A 19,717-nucleotide genomic window follows, 5' to 3' on the forward strand; every position below is an offset into this window, starting at 1 on the left:
TTCCGTTGCACCTTAGACCCCTAATATCAAGAGTTTGGTACGGTAAACCTGAATCGAGCTGCTCTTTGAGAGCTTGATTGATTTCAGGATGGTTGTAACCCATCGCAAGCGTGCCTGCTCCAGCAAGACAATCAAGAAAGATTTGGCCGCGAGTGTCTTCCACCAAAGCACCAAATGCTCGCTTGATGGCGATAGGCAGACGACGTGGATAGGAACGAACTTCTGATTCGTGCTCCGCTTGGTCAAGCAGAACCTGATCAGGTGTCAGGTCATAAGTGCCTTCAACGTGTGGAACGTGTACCGAAATTGAAGACGCGAATTCTTTGGAATCAAATTCGAATGCTGTACTCATTTTTTTAACCTAGATTAGGCGTGCGAAATCACTCGCTACGCGCATAGCAAAACAAGTCCCACCGTATTTCAGATGTGACAAAGACCTAAATGAACTGCTTCATTTAGAAAGGTATTAGCGTTTTGAAATCAAGGCTCTGTGATACTACGGTTTAAGCGCAATACACAGTTTGGAAGTACAAAGCTGATTTTTGAGTGTGAGTTAATCTGTTTCAATGTTGGGTTTCCCATTAACATGCCCTTCTAGGCATCAGTATCCCGTCTACTGGTTATTGGCATAACCAGTACCTACCCTACGTTGTGTCACAATCAGCTTGAATGGTCACAACGCGTCTCCCCCAGATTCATTCCGAGATTGCGCGGGAAAGTAACATAGAAATCATTATCATCGCAACCGTTTTCTCCAGTCACGTTTTGTCTAACTTATGGAAACAACTACCAAAAATATGAAATTGGTTAGATAAAAAAACCGCCTCGTGGGAGGCGGCGTTATTTTATTTTGCTACTTATCCTTTTGATCGCTTAGGCGTTTGGTGGTCGCTTGGCCTATGGTATCTACGTCAACACCATTTTGTTCCAAGAATTTTTCAAACATCGGCAACAGTGGGCCTAAAGTGTCAGAAATTGTATCGCGCACGGTATCAACGACAACTTGAGTGCCACGCTCAATCTCGATATTAACGTCATCACCCACCTGCTTTCCCTCAAACGTCGTCATACGGCGAGTTTCTGGAATCAGCCACACATCAAACCACCCTTCTTGCTTATCTACTTCTGAAACCGTCAAGCTTGCCCCGTTGATGGCGATGTAGCCTTTGGGGAACACGTATGGTTTCCACTCTTTTGGCAAATGAAATTGTATACGGTAGTTATCTTCTTGTTGATGAATTGCAACCAATGGCGTTTTGAAGTCCACATGCCCTGAGAGCGGATGACCGCCAATCTCTGCGCCATCTTTTGCCGCGCGCTCCACATTGATTCTCTGGCCTTCTTCAAACGCACTCAATGTAGTGATGTTCAGGCTCTGAAGCATGACGTCAAAAGAGAGACGCGTCTCAGTCTGGATTTCAGTGACCGTTAAACATACCCCATCCACAGCGATACTAGCTCCAATTTCAACATCGACACAAAACCCAGATTCAAAATCGATTTCAAAGGTACGAATGCCGTTAAGATCAGTAATTTTGTCGATTGTCGCGACAGATTGGATAATTCCCGTAAACATAGATGCCTCATTTCACTAGTGAAGTGCTTTTAGTACGGACATCATTACAAAAAGAATCAAGAAGATAAAGAGAGTAGAAAGGAAAAACGAAAAAGCCCAGCATAGTTGCTGGGCTTTCTTATTTGGAGCGACACACGAGGTTCGAACTCGTGACCTCAACCTTGGCAAGGTTGCGCTCTACCAACTGAGCTAGTGTCGCATTTGTCTTTTCAGACTAATTTGAGATGGTGCCCCGGGCCGGACTTGAACCGGCACAGCGCGAACGCCGAGGGATTTTAAATCCCTTGTGTCTACCAATTCCACCACCAGGGCACACAAAATTCATTGTGATGGAGACACCATCTAGATATCGCTTTCGCCATATCTTTATAATTTGGAGCGACACACGAGGTTCGAACTCGTGACCTCAACCTTGGCAAGGTTGCGCTCTACCAACTGAGCTAGTGTCGCATATTCTCTAAGAGAGAATGGAGGCGCCTCCCGGAGTCGAACCGAGGTCCACGGATTTGCAATCCGCTGCATAGCCACTCTGCCAAGGCGCCTTCTTGTCACTCTGGGCTCTAACTTAAGCGCTTTGCTTTAAGCAGTTCCTCTTGAGTACGGGAGGCATTTTACGCAATCAGGGAAATGAGTCAACACGTTTTTTTATATTTTGAATCGTTTGTCTAAGAAACATCCAAAAAGCGCTAATTTGCTCAATTTTCTAGCAAAAACATGCACATTTAGCGCTAGAAAACTTGTTTCGCTTTGTTGTCGTATTTGTATCTACAAAACCTAAGAACTCTGATATCACTCACCAAAGCGCCCATCTTCGAGTATTAGGGCATTCAATAGTGATAAAAAAGGCGAGCTCATCGCTCGCCTTCTCTTATTCATTATCACTAATCATCTGCATTCAACAAATCATCTTTAGCTGCAGCTAGATATTGGAACATTGACCAGTAGGTTAATACCGTTGCAACATAAAGTGCACCGAAGCCTAGCCATACCATCCAATCATCATAGCGCCAGATAAGTACCCACAGTGCGAACATCTGTGTGAGTGTCTTAACTTTGCCGACCCAGGAAACAGCAACACTGGCTCGTTTACCTATTTCAGCCATCCACTCTCTCAAAGCAGAAATGATAATCTCACGTGCAATCATGGTGACAGCAGGAATTGTCACCCAAATGCTGTGGTAGTGTTCAGTAATTAGAATCAACGCAGTAGCAACTAACACTTTATCAGCAACAGGGTCGATGAAAGCGCCAAATCGAGAGGTTTGCCCCAGCTTTCTTGCTAACATCCCATCTAACCAGTCGGTAAAACCGGCCACCCAAAACACCATTGCGGCAGCAAACGGCGCCCAGCTGTATGGGAGATAAAAAACTACAATGAATACGGGGATGAGAAATAATCTCAACAAAGACAGAATGTTAGGTATGTTTAAACGCATATTATTATCGGCTCTTTTCTACTGCGCCTTTATGTTGCGGGATTTTCTCTAGTGTTTCAATGCTTGATAGATGTTTTCTGCCAAAGATTTGCTAATTCCGGGTACTTTGGCGATTTCTTCTACACTGGCTCGCTTAAGTTCTTGTAAACCACCCATGTACTTCAGCAAGGCTTGACGACGCTTAGGACCGATTCCTTCAATCCCTTCTAACGGACTGGTACGTCTTGTTTTAGCACGTTTGGCTCGATGGCCTGCTATCGCATGATCATGACTCTCGTCTCGAATATGTTGAATTAGATGAAGTGCTGGCGCGTCACTTGGTAAGTTAAACTCACGCCCCTCAGGGGTAATTAACGTTTCTAATCCTGGTTTACGAGTCACCCCTTTCGCGATACCAATTAATAATGGATGCTTAGGCCACTCTCTCCAATACTGAGAAACGATTTCAACCGCACGGTTGAGTTGACCTTTACCACCATCAATAAAAATAATATCAGGAATTTTGTCTACGTCGATTTGCTTAGAGTAGCGACGTTCAAGCACCTGTCCCATAGCAGCGTAATCGTCACCACCAGTAATACCAGTAATGTTGTAGCGACGATATTCTTGCTTTAGCGGCCCTTCTTGATTAAACACCACGCAAGATGCAATCGTACTTTCACCCATCGTATGACTGATGTCAAAGCACTCCATGCGAGTTATACTTTCCAACTCAAGTTCTTCTTGAAGGGCTTTGAAGCGCTGGTTGATTGTCATCTTATGATTGATTTTGGTGGTAATTGCCGTTAATGCGTTGGTGTTTGATAGTTTAAGGTAACGACCACGAGACCCCGTCGGATTGACGTGGAAAATAACTTTCCTTCCAGCAATTTCAGACAGCGCTTCACCTAACGTACTGATATCCTCTACAAGGTCATCATTGAGGATGATTCGCGTAGGGATGGTCCTAGATTCTGTTTGATTCAGATAGTATTGGCTTAAGAAACTGTAAAACACTTCTTTTCGGTCGGTGTTACTTGGGATTTTCGGGAAATGACTGCGGCTACCGAGTACTTTGCCTTGGCGAATCATTAGAATATGGACACAAGCGACACCTTTCTCTTGAGCAAAACCAAGCACATCCATGTCATCATCGCTGTCTTCGGAGACGAACTGCTGCTCTTGAACCCGTCTAATCGCTTGTATCTGGTCACGATATTTAGCCGCATCTTCGAATTTCAGATTACGGCTTGCCTCATCCATTTTCTCCACCAGCATTTGCAATACGTTACTGTCTTTGCCTTGCAGGAAGAGACGTAGCAATCCCACCAATTCTGCATATTCTTCATCGGAGATAATGCTGCTGACACACGGGCCAGCACAACGGCCGATTTGATACATTAGGCATGGACGGCTACGGTTAGCATAGACCGAGTCTTCACACTGACGAACCGGAAAGATCTTTTGAAGAAGGTGAAGAGTTTGCCTAACAGCGCCAGAGTCAGGGTAAGGACCGAAATACTCCCCTTTCTTACGACGTGCCCCTCGATGCATCGAGAGCCGTGGATGTTTGTGTCCAGATAAGAAAATATAGGGATAAGACTTATCGTCTCTCAGCAGTACATTATATTTGGGCAAGTACTGCTTAATATAATTGTGCTCAAGGATCAGTGCTTCGGTTTCTGTATGAGTAACAGTTACATCGATTTTCGCAATATTGCTGACTAAGGCACGTGTCTTTTCGCTATCGACTCGTTTGCGAAAATAGCTAGTAAGGCGTTTTTTGAGGTCTTTGGCTTTACCGACATAAATAACGACCGACTCGGCGTCGTACATTCGGTAGACGCCGGGTTGGTTTGTTACAGTCTTTAGAAATGATGTTGAATCAAAAATGTGTTCCGACACTACAATGTCTCAGTATCTAACATTCCATGTCGAATAGCTAAATGAGTCAGTTCAACATCACCATTGATATCCAGCTTACTAAAAAGTCTGTATCGGTAGCTATTAACTGTTTTCGGGCTCAAGCTCAGTTGCTCTGAAATATCTGTTACCTTCTGTCCTTTGGTGATCATCATCATGATTTGAAGTTCACGTTCAGACAGGTCTTTAAACGGGTTTTCAGACGCTGATGAAAATTGGCTAAGTGCCATTTGCTGAGCAATTTCTGGAGAAATGTATCTCTGACCACTATTGACGAGTCGAATAGCGTTGACCATTTCATCAGGCGCTGCACCTTTGGTTAGGTACCCGGCGGCACCCGCTTGCATTACTTTTGTCGGAAACGGATTTTCCGTATGTACAGTTAACACGATGATCTTAATGTCTGGATTGTGGCGTAGAATTTTCTTTGTTGCTTCTAAACCGCCAATACCAGGCATATTCATGTCCATTAAAATGACGTCAACATGGTTGCTACGACACCATTTTACGGCTTCTTCACCACTGTCAGCTTCTCCTGCTACATTCATTCCACGGACGTCTTCGATAATACGTCGTATCCCTGTGCGAACCAGTTCGTGATCATCTACAAGGAAAACATTAATCAAACTTGTATCTCCACACTTGTCTATTGGCTCTGCGACCACTTGAGGTTAGTGGATAGCAGCATGGCTAGCTATCTTACCTCATTTGAAACTAAATTGCTCTCGTACAAATCGTGCACAAGCGCAAACTTTGGCAAACACATTACGATGAAGATGAAGCGTCGTCAATCATAAAAACTTTAAAATCATTAGGTTACAAATTAGTCACTCATCCTAGTGCTTAAACGTAACTCCTCGTTTTACTACGATTATTTCCCAATGTTCACCTATGAAACCCAGTACACATCATATGCCAAAAAATCACAAAAACTCGATATAAATCACTATTCTAATTTATACTGTTCGTTAATAAAGTTTAGCGCATATTCATAGATTTTCGCGGTTGGTAAGCCTTTGTTACACTACTTCCTTACATGTGATTATCAACCAATGATATTTTGCTTAAAATTTACGCAAAGCCATTATGCCGGTAGGAAAAAACTGAGTTGGACATCCATAAAGGGTTTCTATTAACCCGACAATCAAGAGACACGCGCCAAGGACCACAGATTGAGTTGTGGATTTCCACTGTGAATGGGCCCGTCCAAATTCTAATTGAGGGTCAGAAACCAGTTTTCTTCGTGCCACGACATTTTGCAGAGCTGGTCGATGACTTAGCATCTGATGCTCGACTTCCTATTGCCCTCAAGCCTGTAGAACTAAAAAGCTTTGAGGGTGAAGACCTCTTCGCGGTCTACAGCCAATCAATTTCCGGTGCGCGCAAGCTTCACGAACTCTTGTTGAATAATGACATTCTGGTTCTTGAAGCCGATATTAAGTTAGCAGATCGCTTTCTAATGGAGCGTTTTATCCAAGGCAGTTTAGCGGTCACTGGTAACTGTGAAGTGATCAATGCCAACACTTGCAACCAGTACATTCGAATCACTAATGCCAAGTGCAAAGCCTACGACTACACGCCTGAATTAAAAGTAGTTTCTCTGGATATAGAGTGCTCTGAGAAAGGCCAGTTGTATTCCATTGGCCTTGATAGCGCGAGGGATAGTCGCGTTATTATGGTAGGTGAAGCGCAGGCGTGCGCGACCCAAGTTCAATGGGTCAACGATGAAAAAGCCTTACTTGTAGCGTTAAATGACTGGTTTAAAACGTTCGACCCCGATGTCATCGTAGGGTGGAGTGTCATTGATTTTGATTTTAAGTTACTTAATAAACGAGCAGAATTGAACCATGTGAAGCTCAGCTTGGGTCGAGGCGAGCAGAATATATACTTTCGTACCTTACCTTCTAGTCAGCAAAGCTTTATCACTATTCCGGGACGTGTGGTGTTAGACGGTATTGATACCTTAAAAACCGCCACTTACGGTTTCCGCTCTTGGTCTCTAGAGTCGGTTTCTCAAGAACTGTTAGGCGAAGGAAAAGCGATTCATAACGTGCATGACCGAATGGCAGAAATTAACACCATGTTCCGCCAAGACAAGCCATCACTCGCTAAGTATAACCTGCAAGACTGTGTGTTGGTTAACCGCATCTTTGCACACACCCACTTGCTAGAATTCGCCATTGAACGTACCAAATTAACGGGCGTTGAGCTTGACCGAGTAGGCGGGTCGGTAGCAGCTTTCACTAATCTTTATCTCCCTCGTCTACATCGCTCTCATTACGCGGCACCTAATTTGCACCCTGAGAACTGGGTAGCAAGTCCAGGCGGTTACGTCATGGACTCCATCCCAGGGTTGTATGATTCAGTACTTGTGCTCGATTTTAAAAGCCTTTATCCATCCATTATTCGCTCCTTCTTGATCGATCCTATGGGACTGATTGAAGGCTTGAAATTGGAAATTGGTAAAAATGACGACAAAGCTGTAGCAGGATTTAGAGGAGGTCAATTCCATCGGACGCAGCATTTTCTTCCAAATTTAATCGAAGAATTATGGAAAGCGCGCGATGTCGCAAAAGCCAACAATGAAAAAGCATTTTCTCAAGCCATCAAGATCATTATGAACTCGTTTTATGGTGTTTTGGGCTCATCAGGCTGTCGATTTTTCGATACTCGTCTAGCCTCCTCAATTACCATGCGTGGCCATGAGATAATGAAAACATCGAAACGCTTGATTGAAGAAAAAGGCTATCAAGTTATTTATGGTGACACCGATTCAACCTTTGTTTCATTGAATGGTAAGTTCGATGCTCAAAGTGCGGATAATATTGGCAACCAACTTATCGACTATCTGAATACGTGGTGGGCCGATCATCTCAAGAACGAGTACAACTTAACGTCCATTTTGGAATTGGAGTATGAAACCCACTATCAGAAGTTTCTAATGCCAACAATAAGAGGTTCCGAAACCGGATCTAAAAAGCGTTATGCAGGGTTAATTGGAGATGGTGACAAGGAACGACTGATCTTCAAAGGATTGGAAAGTGCCAGAACCGACTGGACTGCACTGGCGCAACAGTTTCAGCAAAAACTCTATATGATGGTGTTCAAAAACCAAGATCCATCTGACTATGTCCGTTCATTTGTGGAAAGCACTTCACGAGGTGAGTTTGATGAGCAATTAGTCTATCAAAAGCGCCTACGCAGAAAACTGCATGAGTATCAAAAGAATATTCCCCCTCAAGTACGAGCGGCACGCATGGCAGACGACATCAACCAACAATTGGGACGACCATTACAATACCAAAACAAGGGAAGAATAGAGTATGTCATTACCTTAAATGGGCCCGAGCCCGTTGAGTATCAGCGTTCACCCATCGATTATCAACACTACATTGATAAACAACTGCGGCCGATTGCTGAGGCAATATTACCGTTTATTGGTCAAAACTTTGATGATTTGAGTGCACCTCAAATGGGGCTCTTCTAATAGTAAAGTTAGCCAATTTTGAATTCTGTTTTCTTGTACTCATTAGCAATCCATGTCCCAAACTCATCCAAGATACCCACTACTGAACGTTTGGGAATGACTCGATTCCCCAACAAGATCCCAAGACGTTCAACAGTTTGCTGGCGCTCCGGAAAATAGTTTAAGAATTGCAAACCACACTCCTTAGGCTCATCTATCCACTTCTTGTGTTTATGTAGAACAAGTCCATAAGCAGCACGTAATAACTTCTTAGCCATTTGGCGCTGCGCCATTAGCATTTGGTCTTTTGTTGTTGCTTGCGCAATTTCGCTACGCAGATTGATAGAACTCTCTGCAATATCCATATTCCACTGCTTAGAAATTTCCCAGCTAGGAATATACTCGCCAAAACACTCGGCCAAGTTTTCACCATACACATTCATACAACACTGCTTAAGTAAGAATCCCCACGTAAACAAGGCATCAAGTGATGCCACTTGCTTTACGAGCGCAGTGCGTATCGAGATACCTCGTACAAAGGGAAACTCTTTTTGAAAGCGCCAGTTAATACTATTGAAAAGAGACGTTCGATTATCACTGAATGATTGATGAGTAACCACAACAACATCCAGATTGGATACGCCAGGGATGGCACGCCCCTGCGCCACGGAGCCATAGATATAAACACTGTGGAGATTGTCTTTAAGCCCGGCTTTCAAACAAGCTAATAGGTCCTGTACGACATCAGCATATTGAGGTTGAGCTACCAGCGATGAAAGTGAATTCGGAGTTTGCACGATATCGATTTAGAGTACTGCGGATAGATCTATTCTACGTTTCGAAATGTCGAGATTCAATGCTCAAATGAATCATGGCCAGTATCACATGTTTCTTGAGCAAAGCCCGACTTCGGACGTATAATTGTCTGTCTAAACAAAAAACGAAGGAAATATTCCCATGCCTAAGGCAAGTGAGCTAAAAAAAGGTTTTGCGATTGAGTCAAATGGCAAAACGTTGCTAATCAAAGATATCGAAGTAACGACTCCAGGCGGTCGTGGCGGTGCAAAGATCTATAAATTGCGTTGTACTGATTTGGCAACAGGCTCAAGAGTTGATGAGCGTTTCAAGTCTGATGATACTCTAGAAACCGTTGAAATGAACAAGCGTAACGTGACGTTCTCTTACGTTGATGGTGATGAGTATATCTTTATGGATAACGAAGATTACAGCCAGTTCACGTTCAAACATAACGAAATTGAAGACGATCTACTGTTCATCAATGAAGACACTCAAGGTGTACAAGTTATTCTAGTAAACGGCAGTGCTGTGGGTCTTGAACTTCCTTCTTCTGTCGAGCTCGTTATCGAAGAAACTGACCCGTCAATCAAGGGCGCATCAGCATCTGCTCGTACAAAACCAGCTCGTCTGTCAACAGGTCTAACCGTACAAGTACCTGAATACATCGCAACAGGTGACCGTGTAGTGATCAACACTGCAGAACGTAAATACATGAACAGAGCATAAGTTATGTCAGAACTGATTTCATACGATGACGTTATCGAAGCGGCCTACGACATCTTCCTAGAGATGGCCCCTGATAATCTTGAACCTGCAGATGTCATTCTTTTCACCGCACAGTTCGACGACCGTGGGGCTGCTGAGGTTGTAGAAACAGGTTTGGATTGGGCTGAACAGGTAGGATTCGACGTTGATGAAACCTACGCAGAAGTGCGTATTGGGTTGGTAAACGAAGAAGACGATGTTCTTGATGATGTGTTCGCGCGCTTATTGGTAAGCCGTGATCCAGAGAATAAGTTCTGTCATATCCTTTGGAAGCGCGATTAATCGTTGGTTTCCATCCATTAAAAAAGCTCAGCAAACGCTGAGCTTTTTATTTTACGCTAAGTATTGAGTACTGACATAAATCACTACCAAACATAGGTCATAGAAATACCTGCACCCTGAGATGAAGCCCACGGCAACAGTTGAACATTTTGGTCCAACTTGTCGGTAAACATCCAACCAGTAAAGACACCGATAGCCGCACCCGCAGCAACATCGCGCCAATAGTGTTTGTCTGCTTGTACACGGCCAACGCCTACTAAAGTTGCGACTCCATATGCGGGTAAGCCGACCTGCCACCCATGCCTTATGTGTAAGGTAGTTGCAGAAGCAAATGCATTTGCCGTATGGTTTGATGGAAAGCTTTTGTTATCGCTACCGTCCGGTCTCGGTGCATCGATCGTATGTTTTCCTACCAAACCAATAGCCGAGGCAGAGCCAATACTCAAACCTGCCTGCCAAACACCTTCCCAATCTTCTTGGTAGGCTGGTAATCCCGCCGCTAAACCAACCAATCCATAGGCGCCAATATCGCTGAATAAATCCCAGTTATCCTTATTAGAGGCAGACGCCAACGAGCTAATAAGTACGCCCAAGATTAATAGAAAGAAACGTTGCATGACAGAAACTTACCGTAAGAAAAACTGGCAAAGAGTCTACCTGAAGTTCAGGTAAATGAATACGTCATGCAATGTCTATTTACTATTTCAATACTCACTGGCTTTCTGGAAAGCTTACTTTCTGGAAAGCTTAGTCGCCTGCTTCTTTAGCTCGAAATCAAACTCATCAGGGAATAAAATAACCCCTTCTTCATTTTGATTTGGGAACACAACCACAGCCAATTCGTCATCTTCCAAACCATAGGTCCAGCGGCTATGCCATTTATTTAGAGAGATAGCTTCAGCTTTGCAGTGATCCCACTCTCCTGTAGCCCATTGCTCAGCTAACTCTTGGTGCGGCCAAACGGGAACACAATCTTCATCTTCCGTATTTAACATGACACAACCATGTTCATCGGTCAGAATCCAAATCTGACGTTCTTGAACCATAGTCTTCACACTGTACTTCAGCCGTTTCTCTTCGTCATAGCTGGAGATTTCATCGATTTGCTGTTGCTCTAATGACATCACTGAACACCTTTATGTAGATTCGAAAATTAAAAAACCCCAGTACCTTAGATACTAGGGCTTTTTTCAAACTTAGTGAATAATTACACCAGCTCGTTCTGAAGCCAAGGCCAACCTTGCTTCTTACGGCTTAGTGTATTCTCCATCATAAGCATGCCGTTTTCTTCGTGCTTAACCAGCTTCTCAGCCCACTCGCCTTTGTAGATTAGGCGAGTTTGTGCTGTTGTGATATCCGTTAGCATTACCGCTGCAAACGCTAGGCCTTGTTCTTCACAACGACGAGTTAAGTCTGCTTCAAGCGCGTCAATCATGCCATCTACTTGCTCAAGTGTCGCAAGTTCAACTTGGCCAACAACCACATCACGACCATTGAATGGGTATGCTTTAAGGTCTTTTTCTACTAGCTCAGCAGCAGACAAGCCTTCGATGTTTGTTTTTGCAATCAGAAGATCTTTGATAAATGCATCAAGATCTTCAACACCAGCGATCTCTGCTAGTTCCGCTACTGCATCTTTATCTTTTTGAGTACACGTTGGTGAAGCGAAGCCTACAGTGTCAGACAAAATTGCAGACATCATTAGGATAGCGAGAGGACGAGTGATCTCAGCGTTTTCCATCTTGAATAGATTGAACAAGATAGTACATGTACAACCCACAGGCCAAATCCAAGCTTCAAGAGGGTTAACGGTCATGACGTCACCTAAACGGTGGTGGTCAACAATACCTAGAATTTCAGCTTCATTGATATCATCTGGTGCTTGAGCTAAATCGGTATAATCAACTAACCATACTTTTTCACCAGCAACGCTAGTGCGAAGTTCTGGTTGGTCAACACCTGCTGTTGCAAGGATATGTTGAGTTTCACGGTTAATTTCACCTTGGCGAACTGGCTGTGCTTCAAGACCACGAGCTTTTAGAAGTTCTGTTGCAACGAGTGCACCACAAATGCTATCACTATCTGGGTTTTTATGACCGACAACTAAAATCATTTTGCTTCCTAACTAATTCTGATCATCAGGCTCATGCGCCTGCTTTACATCTCACAAAGGTCGTTACTTTACCTGAATTTCTAAATTTGTCATCGGTTGATGTCAGATTCGTTCTATTTCTTCGCGTAGAAAACCACATTAATAGCATTGAGAATTATTCTCATACATGTATAATGATAATAATTCTCATTTAATATCGGTAAAGTGTATGCAACAGGTAAAGAACCTCGCTATCGTGAATGGATTAACTATCGACCAGTTCACACCAAAGTATAAGCGTCTAATATTACCTATTGCTATGGCTGCCCTACTCGCCTCTAGTGTTACAAGAGAAGTCACAATAAATGCGCTTTCCGATGCTTTCTGGGCCGTCTCCTGCTATGTCGTATTTACCTTAGTCGTTTATCATCAAATATCTCAACTGATATCTAGTCAAAACCGACTCGTCGAGCTTTATCACCACTCACCAACACATCAAGTTGTCTTTTCTTCGTTGTTAGGGGCTCTACCCGGCTGTGGTGGCGCCATAATTGTCACGACGCAGTTTGTTTCCGGTCGGGTTGGCTTCGGTTCCGTCGTTGCGGTATTAACAGCAACAATGGGTGATGCCGCATTCTTGATTCTAGCGAGTAAACCTAGCGTGGGATTAGGCCTTGTCGCGATGGGTGTCGTTGTCGGGATGATCTCAGGGTTAATTGTAAACAAAATACACGCTGCCGATTTCCTGCGCCCTAAATCCGCTAATCCTTCGGCAAAACGCGTCTCACAAGTAAATAACACAGATAATACCGATTGCACATGTAAAACCACACAAGAATCAACGGGGGTTCAAAGAGCAGCGATCAATCTACAAGGACTGTTCTGGAAGTGGATTATTGGGCCCGCGTTGATAATTGCCTTTGCTATGTCATTTCAGGTCGACATAAACCAAGTACTTGGTTTGGCAGCTAACAGTATTGAGTGGACTGGTGCGGTCTTAGCCGTGGTAATGATGTTTTTGTGGGCCTTCACCAAAGAAATCAACGACTATCAAAGCACGGTCGCGGAAGACGCTAAAATCGCGTCATCACACCCAATGCAAAAAGCAGCGCAAGACACTCATTTTGTGAGTGCTTGGGTCATAGTGGCATTTTTGTTTTTTGAGCTAAGTGTCCACTTTGCACATATCGATTTAAGTTCTGCGCTATCTGGTTATGGCATTTATATGCCTCTTGTAGGGATGCTGGTTGGTCTACTACCGGGTTGCGGACCGCAAATTTTGGTAACTAGTCTTTATATTACTGGTGCGATGCCAATGTCCGCACAAATTTCGAATGCCATCTCTAACGATGGGGATGCTCTGTTTCCTGCGATTGCACTCGCTCCTAAAGCTGCGTTAGCCGCTACATTTTACTCGGCAATACCCGCAATCATTGTCGGCTACGGGTATTACTGGTTGTTTGAACTATAACTTGGTCAATTAATTAAGTGCATGACCGATACGATTGCACGACTGTCTAAGCCTCGATTAACCGGGATAATTTGGATCTGAACCGGTTCTTTATTGAGTTTCTCTCCCGTCCAGTAATCGAACCAGTCACAAGGTAACTCAGCGGTTAGGGTGTACTCCGTTACATCGTCGTCATAGTGGAACAAACAATGCACTCTGCGATCCTCTGACAGCTTCAACGTTGCGTGATTCATCGACAGTGATGTAAATGTTGACGCATTGGTCGAGTGTCGCTGGCGTGACACCAACCGCGCCAGTGTTTCTTCAGCAAATGGTGTGAGTTCTGGTAATGGGTCTCCCGATAACAACAACCCGCCACTCGCCAAAAGAACATTACGATGGAATTCGTAACTGGCTCTATCGGTGCCTTGATTAGGTAGTGAAGTAAACGTGGCACAATCCGGGTCAATCAACCACAACCTCTGATGTTGCCAACTGCGATAGAACGTCTCCTTGGCAATTTGTTCAAATCGATGTGGATCGCGTTCTACGTCATCAGAAACACGCATTGCATCAACCAACCCAAGTGAAGGCCACATTGGTGCGTTGCAACCCAGAACTAAGGCGTCGCCAGCACCTTCGTTTATTGCTGCCATACCTAGGCGATAAGCTTCAACACCAGTGACACCTTTCTGGTAACGTTGACCTTTTAAGGTTCCCCAGTAGTTGGCATCCAGCTTGAACAACTCCACACCCCACTCTTCTCTCATGGTTTTAACAACACGAGTTAAGTGCTCTTGAACTTCTGGATGTGACGCATCAAGGATGTACCATGGTGTACAGCGCCAACCGCCATAAGTAATATCCTCCGCCTTAAGCAGTTCACCATTGTCATGCTTTAGAAACCATTCAGGGTGATTTTTAAATACTTCCGATTCCGCTTGAGCGATAAATGGTGCCATCCATATGGCCGGTTTTTTTCCTTTTTCACGAATATTGTTGATCAGTGATTTTACGCCACCTTCAAATTTTTCCGACGGTGTTAACCAGTCTCCCATAAAAGATTGGTAACCGTCATCAAGCAGCACCCACTCCAAGTCAAACATCTTATCAGCCATGATTTCGACGTTTTCAAGCACGTTTTGCTTAGTTACATCGGCATAGTATGCGTACCAAGAACACCAACCGATGGGACTGTCACCTGAGACGCCAATTCTGGTGGGATGATGATTTGAAATGAGGTTAGCGTATTCGTTGTAGACCGACTCTAGGCTATCGCCATGCAAGACCGTTAGCGATTCCAATTGGTTGTTTTCCCAATGCTGCGGAGAGCTTTCTTCACCATCAATCAAGGCCACAATGTCTACGCCATGACCAGTATGTTGCAGTTCAAAATAACCGGCGAAGCGATGGCATGAGGTAAAACCATATAGGTGAAAGCCAGTAGACTGCTCAACAACCAGATAATTGTAGAAACGGCGCGGAGCATCTTCAGGATATATACGATAACTACTGTTGTTATCTGGGCAGCGGCCTATATCAATAAAGCCATCAAGTTTTCCTGCGGTTTGGCACAGCATTTGGAAACCATCACCAAGAACGTACGCTCCAGATTCGATCTGATTTTCAAACTGCACTAATGCGGTACGGGACGACAAAGGAGAGAAGTGAAGACTAACATTTTCAAAATGCAGCTCTTTGCCTTGTTTGGTTACCTTAATTTCAGGATTGATAGCCAATGCATCAAGCTCTTGAGATACAGGGATATATTCGGTCATTGAACCCTCGACCATAAATTAGGAAGTTGCTCAATAAGTATATTGTTAGGTAAAAAAAAACCCATCCTAATGGATGGGTTTTGTGTACTAGTTAAAACTATGGGAGACCAATTGCAATTAAGCTACTTCGATCGGTCCACCGAACGACGTCACTGGCGGCACTTTGCCTGTGAACTTCTCGAAGTTTACAAGACAAGTATTTGCAGATGTCGCCTGCGCCAGCTCAGAAGAAGGAATATCTTGAGTTAGCGTATTTGGATCACCATAGGTATCGATCGCACCGATTTTTTCGTTTAGAGGACCATACCAAGCCCCCTCTTCAATACGAACCACACCAGGTGCATAGCTATCAGTAACCACAGCACCCGCTAGAAGCTGACCACGGTCATTGAATACGCGAACCAAATCACCGTCTTTAATGCCTTTTGCTTTTGCATCTTGAGGGTTGATGTAGATTGGCTCACGCCCCTGTACAGCATAAGTCGCGCGGAATTCTTCAGATTCACACATTTGTGAGTGAAGACGCTTGTCCGGGTGGCACGATTGTAGCCAGTACGGGTGCTTGTCAGAACCAGGACCGCCATGTGAACGCTCAGATTTTTCAAACCACATTGGGTGTTCTTGGCAATATTCGTAACCCATGTTGCCGATAGTACGGCTAGTGATTTCGATAAAGCCTGAAGGCGTACCCAGTGCGTTGATTTCTGGATCTTCACGGAAGTCAGCGTGGCGAACCCAAGGTTTACCAGTGCCGAAGTCAAGGAAGCCTTTTTCCCAGAACTCTTCAAACTCTGGTAATTCAAACTTGCCTTTGTTCGCTTCTTTACAGTTGTTATAAAGCGACTTAACCCATTCCATTTCAGACATACCACGAGTGTAATCGTCTGAACGACCCCAACGACGAGTAAGCTCAGTCATGATCTCGAAGTCTGTCTTCGATTGGAATAGCGGGTCGACCAGCTTATGCATCGCGATTAGGCCACGGCCAGAGTATGCACCATAACCATCAATATCGTTACGTTCCCACTGAGTACAAGCAGGTAATACGATATCAGAGAAACGACACGTTGCCGTCCAAGCAAAATCAACAGCGACAACAGTGTGAAGGTTACGGAACGCTTTCTTCATGCGGTTGCGATCTTGATGGTGATGCCAAGGGTTGTTACCACTAAACACCATCATCTTAAGATCTGGTAGCGTCACAACAGAACCGTTTGAATTAATCTTCTTACCCGGCTCCACAAGGCTGTCTACCCAACGCGCTACAGGAATAACTCGGCTGTAACCGTTGAAGTCTTGGTTGGTGTACTTAGGCTTTTGACCTTGGTCGATATTCAATGGGAATGAACCCGGTGCTGCGAAGCCTGTTGATGGTACGCCAATACCTGAGTAGTGGTGACCGTATGATACACCGCCGCCTGGCAGACCGATTTGACCGATCATTGAGGCAAGTACGGCACCCATCCAGTATGGTTGCTCACCATGTTCTTGGCGTTGTACACACCAACCAAATAGGATTTGAGTGCGCCCTTGAACCAGCATACGTGCAAACTCACGAATCTTGTCCGCAGGAACACCACAGATGTCTGCAGCCCACTCTGGAGTTTTCTCAACCTTGTCTTTGGTCTCACCCTGAACGTACTTGATGAAGTCTTCGAAACCTAGGCAATACGTATCGATGAACTTTTTATCATACAAGTCTTCGTTATAAAGAGTGTGAGCCATACCTAGCATGAACGCCACGTCTGTTTGCGGGTTCACATATAGGTGTTCGTTTTCTAGATAGCGTTGAGTCTTGTTTTTAACTGGGTCAACAGAAATAACATTGATCTCTTTCTTCGCTACTTTTTCTTTAAGCTGTTCTAGGTAAGCAAACGACTCATGTGTTTCACAAGTCCAGCCTACCTGCAGGTTTTTCACTGGATCGTTAGCCCAAAGAATAATGTTGTCACTATTCTCAAGGATCAGTTCCCAAGACGTACCCTGTGCGTAAACTTCTGTAGAGCCAAGCACGTAAGGTAGGATTGTCTGACCTGCACCAGTTGAGTAGTCACCCACTTTCTTAACAGAATAGCCGTGTAGGCCCATGGCACGCATCATGTGGTTAGTACAGCTGTGGAACTGACCTGTTTGACGCCAACCTGTTTGACCTGTGTGCAGTGCCCATGGACCGTAATCTTTCTGTACACGTTCTAGTTCACGGTAGAACAGGTCAAGTGCCTCATCCCACGTCACACGTACAAAACGGTTGTTACCACGAGTTTCAGCAGCATATTTGTGCTTCTTCAACCAATCAAGGCGAACCATTGGGTAACGCACACGTGATGGGCTGTAAATAATACCCTTAATGCCGTTAAGCATGTCAGTTGGGTACTTATCAAGTTCTAACGGTTTAATTTCTTGAACTTTTCCGCCCCATACACGGGCGCGAAACGCGCCCCAGTGAGAACCAGATGTCTTCCAAGTACCATCAGTTTCCGCTGCACTTGCAGACGCCGAAGCCAGCAAACTTGGTCCAATCAGTGCTGCTGCACTTGAGCCAGCTGCGCCTTTAAGGAAGCTTCTTCTTGTAATTGCCATTTTATTACTCCAATTGACGTCTATTAGTGGTGACCTTCAGAATAATCTGAAGAGTGCTTCTGTAGATACTTAAGAACAAGCGCTTCTGTATCTGTGTCGAAGTTCACGAATGCGATCATACCGTCTAGCATACCTACCCAACCGTTAGCACTGAAGTGCGCAACATCCGGTTGTGTGTGACATGTAGAACAGTTGGTTTGATACGCTTCACCAGCTGCATCCCAAATTGGATTGAAGTCAGACACCATAGAACCTTGTTTCATCCAAAGATCCACGGCAACTTTCTCCCAAGGAAGACCCGTCAACTCATCTTCTTTCTTCTCGCCGACATGAACGTCACTGCTCTGAGATACTTCACGAGTTAGAATCGCGGTAGAAATGTTCTTACCAAAGTCTTCTTGAATAACGCGACCGAAGCCTTTCGCTTTACGCCAGCCGTCAATTTCAACTTTAATCATGTCACCTTTCACATCCAGGATTTCAACTTTACTTGCAGGGCTTAGTAGACCTGCTTCAGTTGTACCCGTTTCGTCTGTATAAAGAGGTAGGTGACGAATGGACACCACTTCACCGCCTTTAGAGTAAGACGTGCTATTTGCAACTTGCTCTAGGTCACCCACAATACCGCTTGCTTTAGCCATATCTTTAGGCAAGTTGTGCGCAATACCTTTGTGACAGTCAACGCAGCTTTGGTCACGTTCAGCCGCTGATTTCATTTGGATACGAGCGGTTGGAGACATTTGCTCAAAGTCCATTGACTCATAGTTGTGACAGTTTTTACATTCTAAAGATTTGTTGGCAGAGAAACGATCCCACTCGTGACGAGCGAGTTCGAAACGACGCGCTTCGAATTTCTCTGGTGTATCTAGATCGCCAAATACTTGCGCGAATACTTCTTTAGAAGCCTGCATCTTACGTGCAATTTTGTCCGTCCAGTTATGAGGAACGTGACAGTCTGGACAAGTAGCACGAACACCTGAGTGGTTTTTCCAGTGAACGGTTTCTTGTAGCTCTACGTATACGTTGTCACGCATAGTGTGACAACTAATACAGAATTCTTCTGTGTTTGTTGCTTCTAGTGCAGTGTTAAAACCACCCCAGAAAATAACACCTGCGATAAAACCACCAGCAGTCAACACACCCAAGCTGATGTGAACTGCAGGGCGACTGATAGTACGCCAAAGTTTGATTAAAAAGGATTTCATGACTAACTCTCTTGAATATCGTAAATGAATAAAGGGCTATGGAATTAGCCGTGTACACCAGGAGGACCAAATACGAAGATTTGAAGCATCCAAACGATAAATCCGTAACCACCTACGATGGCTACACTCAAAAGAGGGAAGAAGACGGCGCAGATGAAGAAAAATGATTTCCACTCCATACCATGCTTTTCAGCACTCTCAACTTTGTTAACATCACTCATACATTTGCCTATTTTGTATCGTGTATAGTTTGCGAATTGCACTAGTTTGCAACTCAATTATTTAATATCTCTATTGGAAAATGCTAAACCATACTAACCGTGTGGTTCAATCAATTCCGACCATTCATACCTTATTAATCAACCGTTTTTTGAGTTCATCCAGAGA

17 protein-coding genes and 4 tRNA genes are annotated in these 19,717 nt (G+C 44.3%); 4 read left to right on the forward strand and 17 right to left on the reverse strand.

Annotation, left to right across the window (positions count from 1 at the left end):
* The 9 genes from HW45_RS07475 to uvrY all read right to left on the reverse strand — a co-directional run.
* Positions 1-352 (reverse strand): aminotransferase class III-fold pyridoxal phosphate-dependent enzyme (locus tag HW45_RS07475; protein WP_038225937.1); only part of this gene is annotated, 352 nt, incomplete at its 3' end.
* A 501-nt stretch (positions 353-853) separates the two neighbouring features.
* Complete coding sequence (locus tag HW45_RS07480; protein ID WP_038225939.1) at positions 854-1,576, reverse strand: riboflavin synthase; 723 nt, start codon at positions 1,574-1,576, stop codon at positions 854-856.
* Positions 1,577-1,699: 123 nt separating this feature from the next.
* Positions 1,700-1,775 (reverse strand) — tRNA-Gly (locus tag HW45_RS07485).
* A 26-nt stretch (positions 1,776-1,801) separates the two neighbouring features.
* Positions 1,802-1,888 (reverse strand) — tRNA-Leu (locus HW45_RS07490).
* Positions 1,889-1,950: 62 nt separating this feature from the next.
* Positions 1,951-2,026, reverse strand: a tRNA-Gly gene (locus HW45_RS07495).
* 18 nt (positions 2,027-2,044) lie between these two features.
* A tRNA-Cys gene (locus tag HW45_RS07500) sits at positions 2,045-2,118 on the reverse strand.
* Between the two features lie 339 nt (positions 2,119-2,457).
* Positions 2,458-3,012, reverse strand: a complete 555-nt coding sequence (gene pgsA, locus HW45_RS07505; protein WP_038225942.1) for a CDP-diacylglycerol--glycerol-3-phosphate 3-phosphatidyltransferase — start codon at positions 3,010-3,012, stop codon at positions 2,458-2,460.
* A gap of 48 nt (positions 3,013-3,060) precedes the next feature.
* Entirely contained in the window at positions 3,061-4,896 is a 1,836-nt protein-coding gene (gene uvrC / locus HW45_RS07510; RefSeq protein ID WP_038225943.1) for an excinuclease ABC subunit UvrC, read from the reverse strand.
* On the reverse strand, positions 4,896-5,540 hold the full coding sequence (gene uvrY / locus HW45_RS07515) for a UvrY/SirA/GacA family response regulator transcription factor (RefSeq protein WP_006075673.1): 645 nt from the start codon (positions 5,538-5,540) through the stop codon (positions 4,896-4,898). Before uvrY ends, uvrC begins: the two co-directional genes overlap by 1 nt.
* Before the next feature lie 482 nt (positions 5,541-6,022).
* Between uvrY and HW45_RS07520 the strand changes: the two genes are divergently transcribed.
* Positions 6,023-8,401, forward strand: coding sequence for a DNA polymerase II (locus tag HW45_RS07520; protein WP_038225944.1), 2,379 nt, complete (start codon positions 6,023-6,025; stop codon positions 8,399-8,401).
* A gap of 8 nt (positions 8,402-8,409) precedes the next feature.
* Here HW45_RS07520 and HW45_RS07525 read toward each other — a convergent pair whose 3' ends face one another.
* On the reverse strand, positions 8,410-9,177 hold the full coding sequence (locus tag HW45_RS07525; RefSeq protein WP_051867862.1) for a nucleotidyltransferase domain-containing protein: 768 nt from the start codon (positions 9,175-9,177) through the stop codon (positions 8,410-8,412).
* 160 nt (positions 9,178-9,337) lie between these two features.
* Here HW45_RS07525 and efpL point away from each other — a divergent pair, with 160 nt between their 5' ends.
* Both efpL and HW45_RS07535 read left to right on the forward strand, forming a co-directional pair.
* Positions 9,338-9,904: an elongation factor P-like protein EfpL gene (efpL, locus tag HW45_RS07530; protein WP_006075135.1), complete on the forward strand. Its 567-nt coding sequence runs from the start codon at positions 9,338-9,340 to the stop codon at positions 9,902-9,904.
* A 3-nt stretch (positions 9,905-9,907) separates the two neighbouring features.
* Positions 9,908-10,225, forward strand: a complete 318-nt coding sequence (locus HW45_RS07535; protein ID WP_006075134.1) for an HI1450 family dsDNA-mimic protein — start codon at positions 9,908-9,910, stop codon at positions 10,223-10,225.
* Positions 10,226-10,308: 83 nt separating this feature from the next.
* On the opposite strand, the gene HW45_RS07540 is transcribed toward HW45_RS07535, so the two are convergent.
* The 3 genes from HW45_RS07540 to HW45_RS07550 all read right to left on the reverse strand — a co-directional run bounded on the left by HW45_RS07540 (position 10,309) and on the right by HW45_RS07550 (position 12,338).
* Positions 10,309-10,842, reverse strand: coding sequence for a phosphatase PAP2 family protein (locus HW45_RS07540; RefSeq protein ID WP_038225945.1), 534 nt, complete (start codon positions 10,840-10,842; stop codon positions 10,309-10,311).
* 114 nt (positions 10,843-10,956) lie between these two features.
* Positions 10,957-11,349: a DUF2750 domain-containing protein gene (locus tag HW45_RS07545; RefSeq protein WP_038225946.1), complete on the reverse strand. Its 393-nt coding sequence runs from the start codon at positions 11,347-11,349 to the stop codon at positions 10,957-10,959.
* Positions 11,350-11,432: 83 nt separating this feature from the next.
* The gene (locus HW45_RS07550; RefSeq protein ID WP_006075131.1) at positions 11,433-12,338 is read right to left on the reverse strand and encodes a manganese-dependent inorganic pyrophosphatase; all 906 of its coding nucleotides are present in this window, start codon (positions 12,336-12,338) and stop codon (positions 11,433-11,435) included.
* A 208-nt stretch (positions 12,339-12,546) separates the two neighbouring features.
* On the opposite strand from HW45_RS07550, the gene HW45_RS07555 reads away from it, so the two are divergent.
* A complete protein-coding gene (locus HW45_RS07555) occupies positions 12,547-13,788 on the forward strand; it encodes a putative manganese transporter (RefSeq protein ID WP_038225947.1) in 1,242 nt (413 codons plus the stop codon).
* Positions 13,789-13,793: 5 nt separating this feature from the next.
* Here HW45_RS07555 and HW45_RS07560 read toward each other — a convergent pair whose 3' ends face one another.
* The 4 genes from HW45_RS07560 to torE form a co-directional block, all read right to left on the reverse strand.
* Positions 13,794-15,545 (reverse strand): glycoside hydrolase family 36 protein, encoded by a 1,752-nt coding sequence (locus HW45_RS07560; RefSeq protein ID WP_038226068.1) that lies wholly within the window; start codon positions 15,543-15,545, stop codon positions 13,794-13,796.
* A gap of 117 nt (positions 15,546-15,662) precedes the next feature.
* Entirely contained in the window at positions 15,663-18,125 is a 2,463-nt protein-coding gene (gene torA / locus HW45_RS07565; protein WP_006075128.1) for a trimethylamine-N-oxide reductase TorA, read from the reverse strand.
* Between the two features lie 23 nt (positions 18,126-18,148).
* The gene (gene torC / locus HW45_RS07570; protein ID WP_006075127.1) at positions 18,149-19,330 is read right to left on the reverse strand and encodes a pentaheme c-type cytochrome TorC; all 1,182 of its coding nucleotides are present in this window, start codon (positions 19,328-19,330) and stop codon (positions 18,149-18,151) included.
* A gap of 44 nt (positions 19,331-19,374) precedes the next feature.
* Positions 19,375-19,551, reverse strand: coding sequence for a trimethylamine N-oxide reductase system protein TorE (gene torE, locus HW45_RS07575; protein ID WP_006075126.1), 177 nt, complete (start codon positions 19,549-19,551; stop codon positions 19,375-19,377).
* Between the last annotated feature and the right edge of the window lie 166 nt (positions 19,552-19,717).

Source organism: Vibrio sp. ER1A, assembly GCF_000733315.1.
In the GTDB taxonomy this organism is placed as follows: Bacteria; Pseudomonadota; Gammaproteobacteria; order Enterobacterales; family Vibrionaceae; genus Vibrio; species Vibrio mediterranei.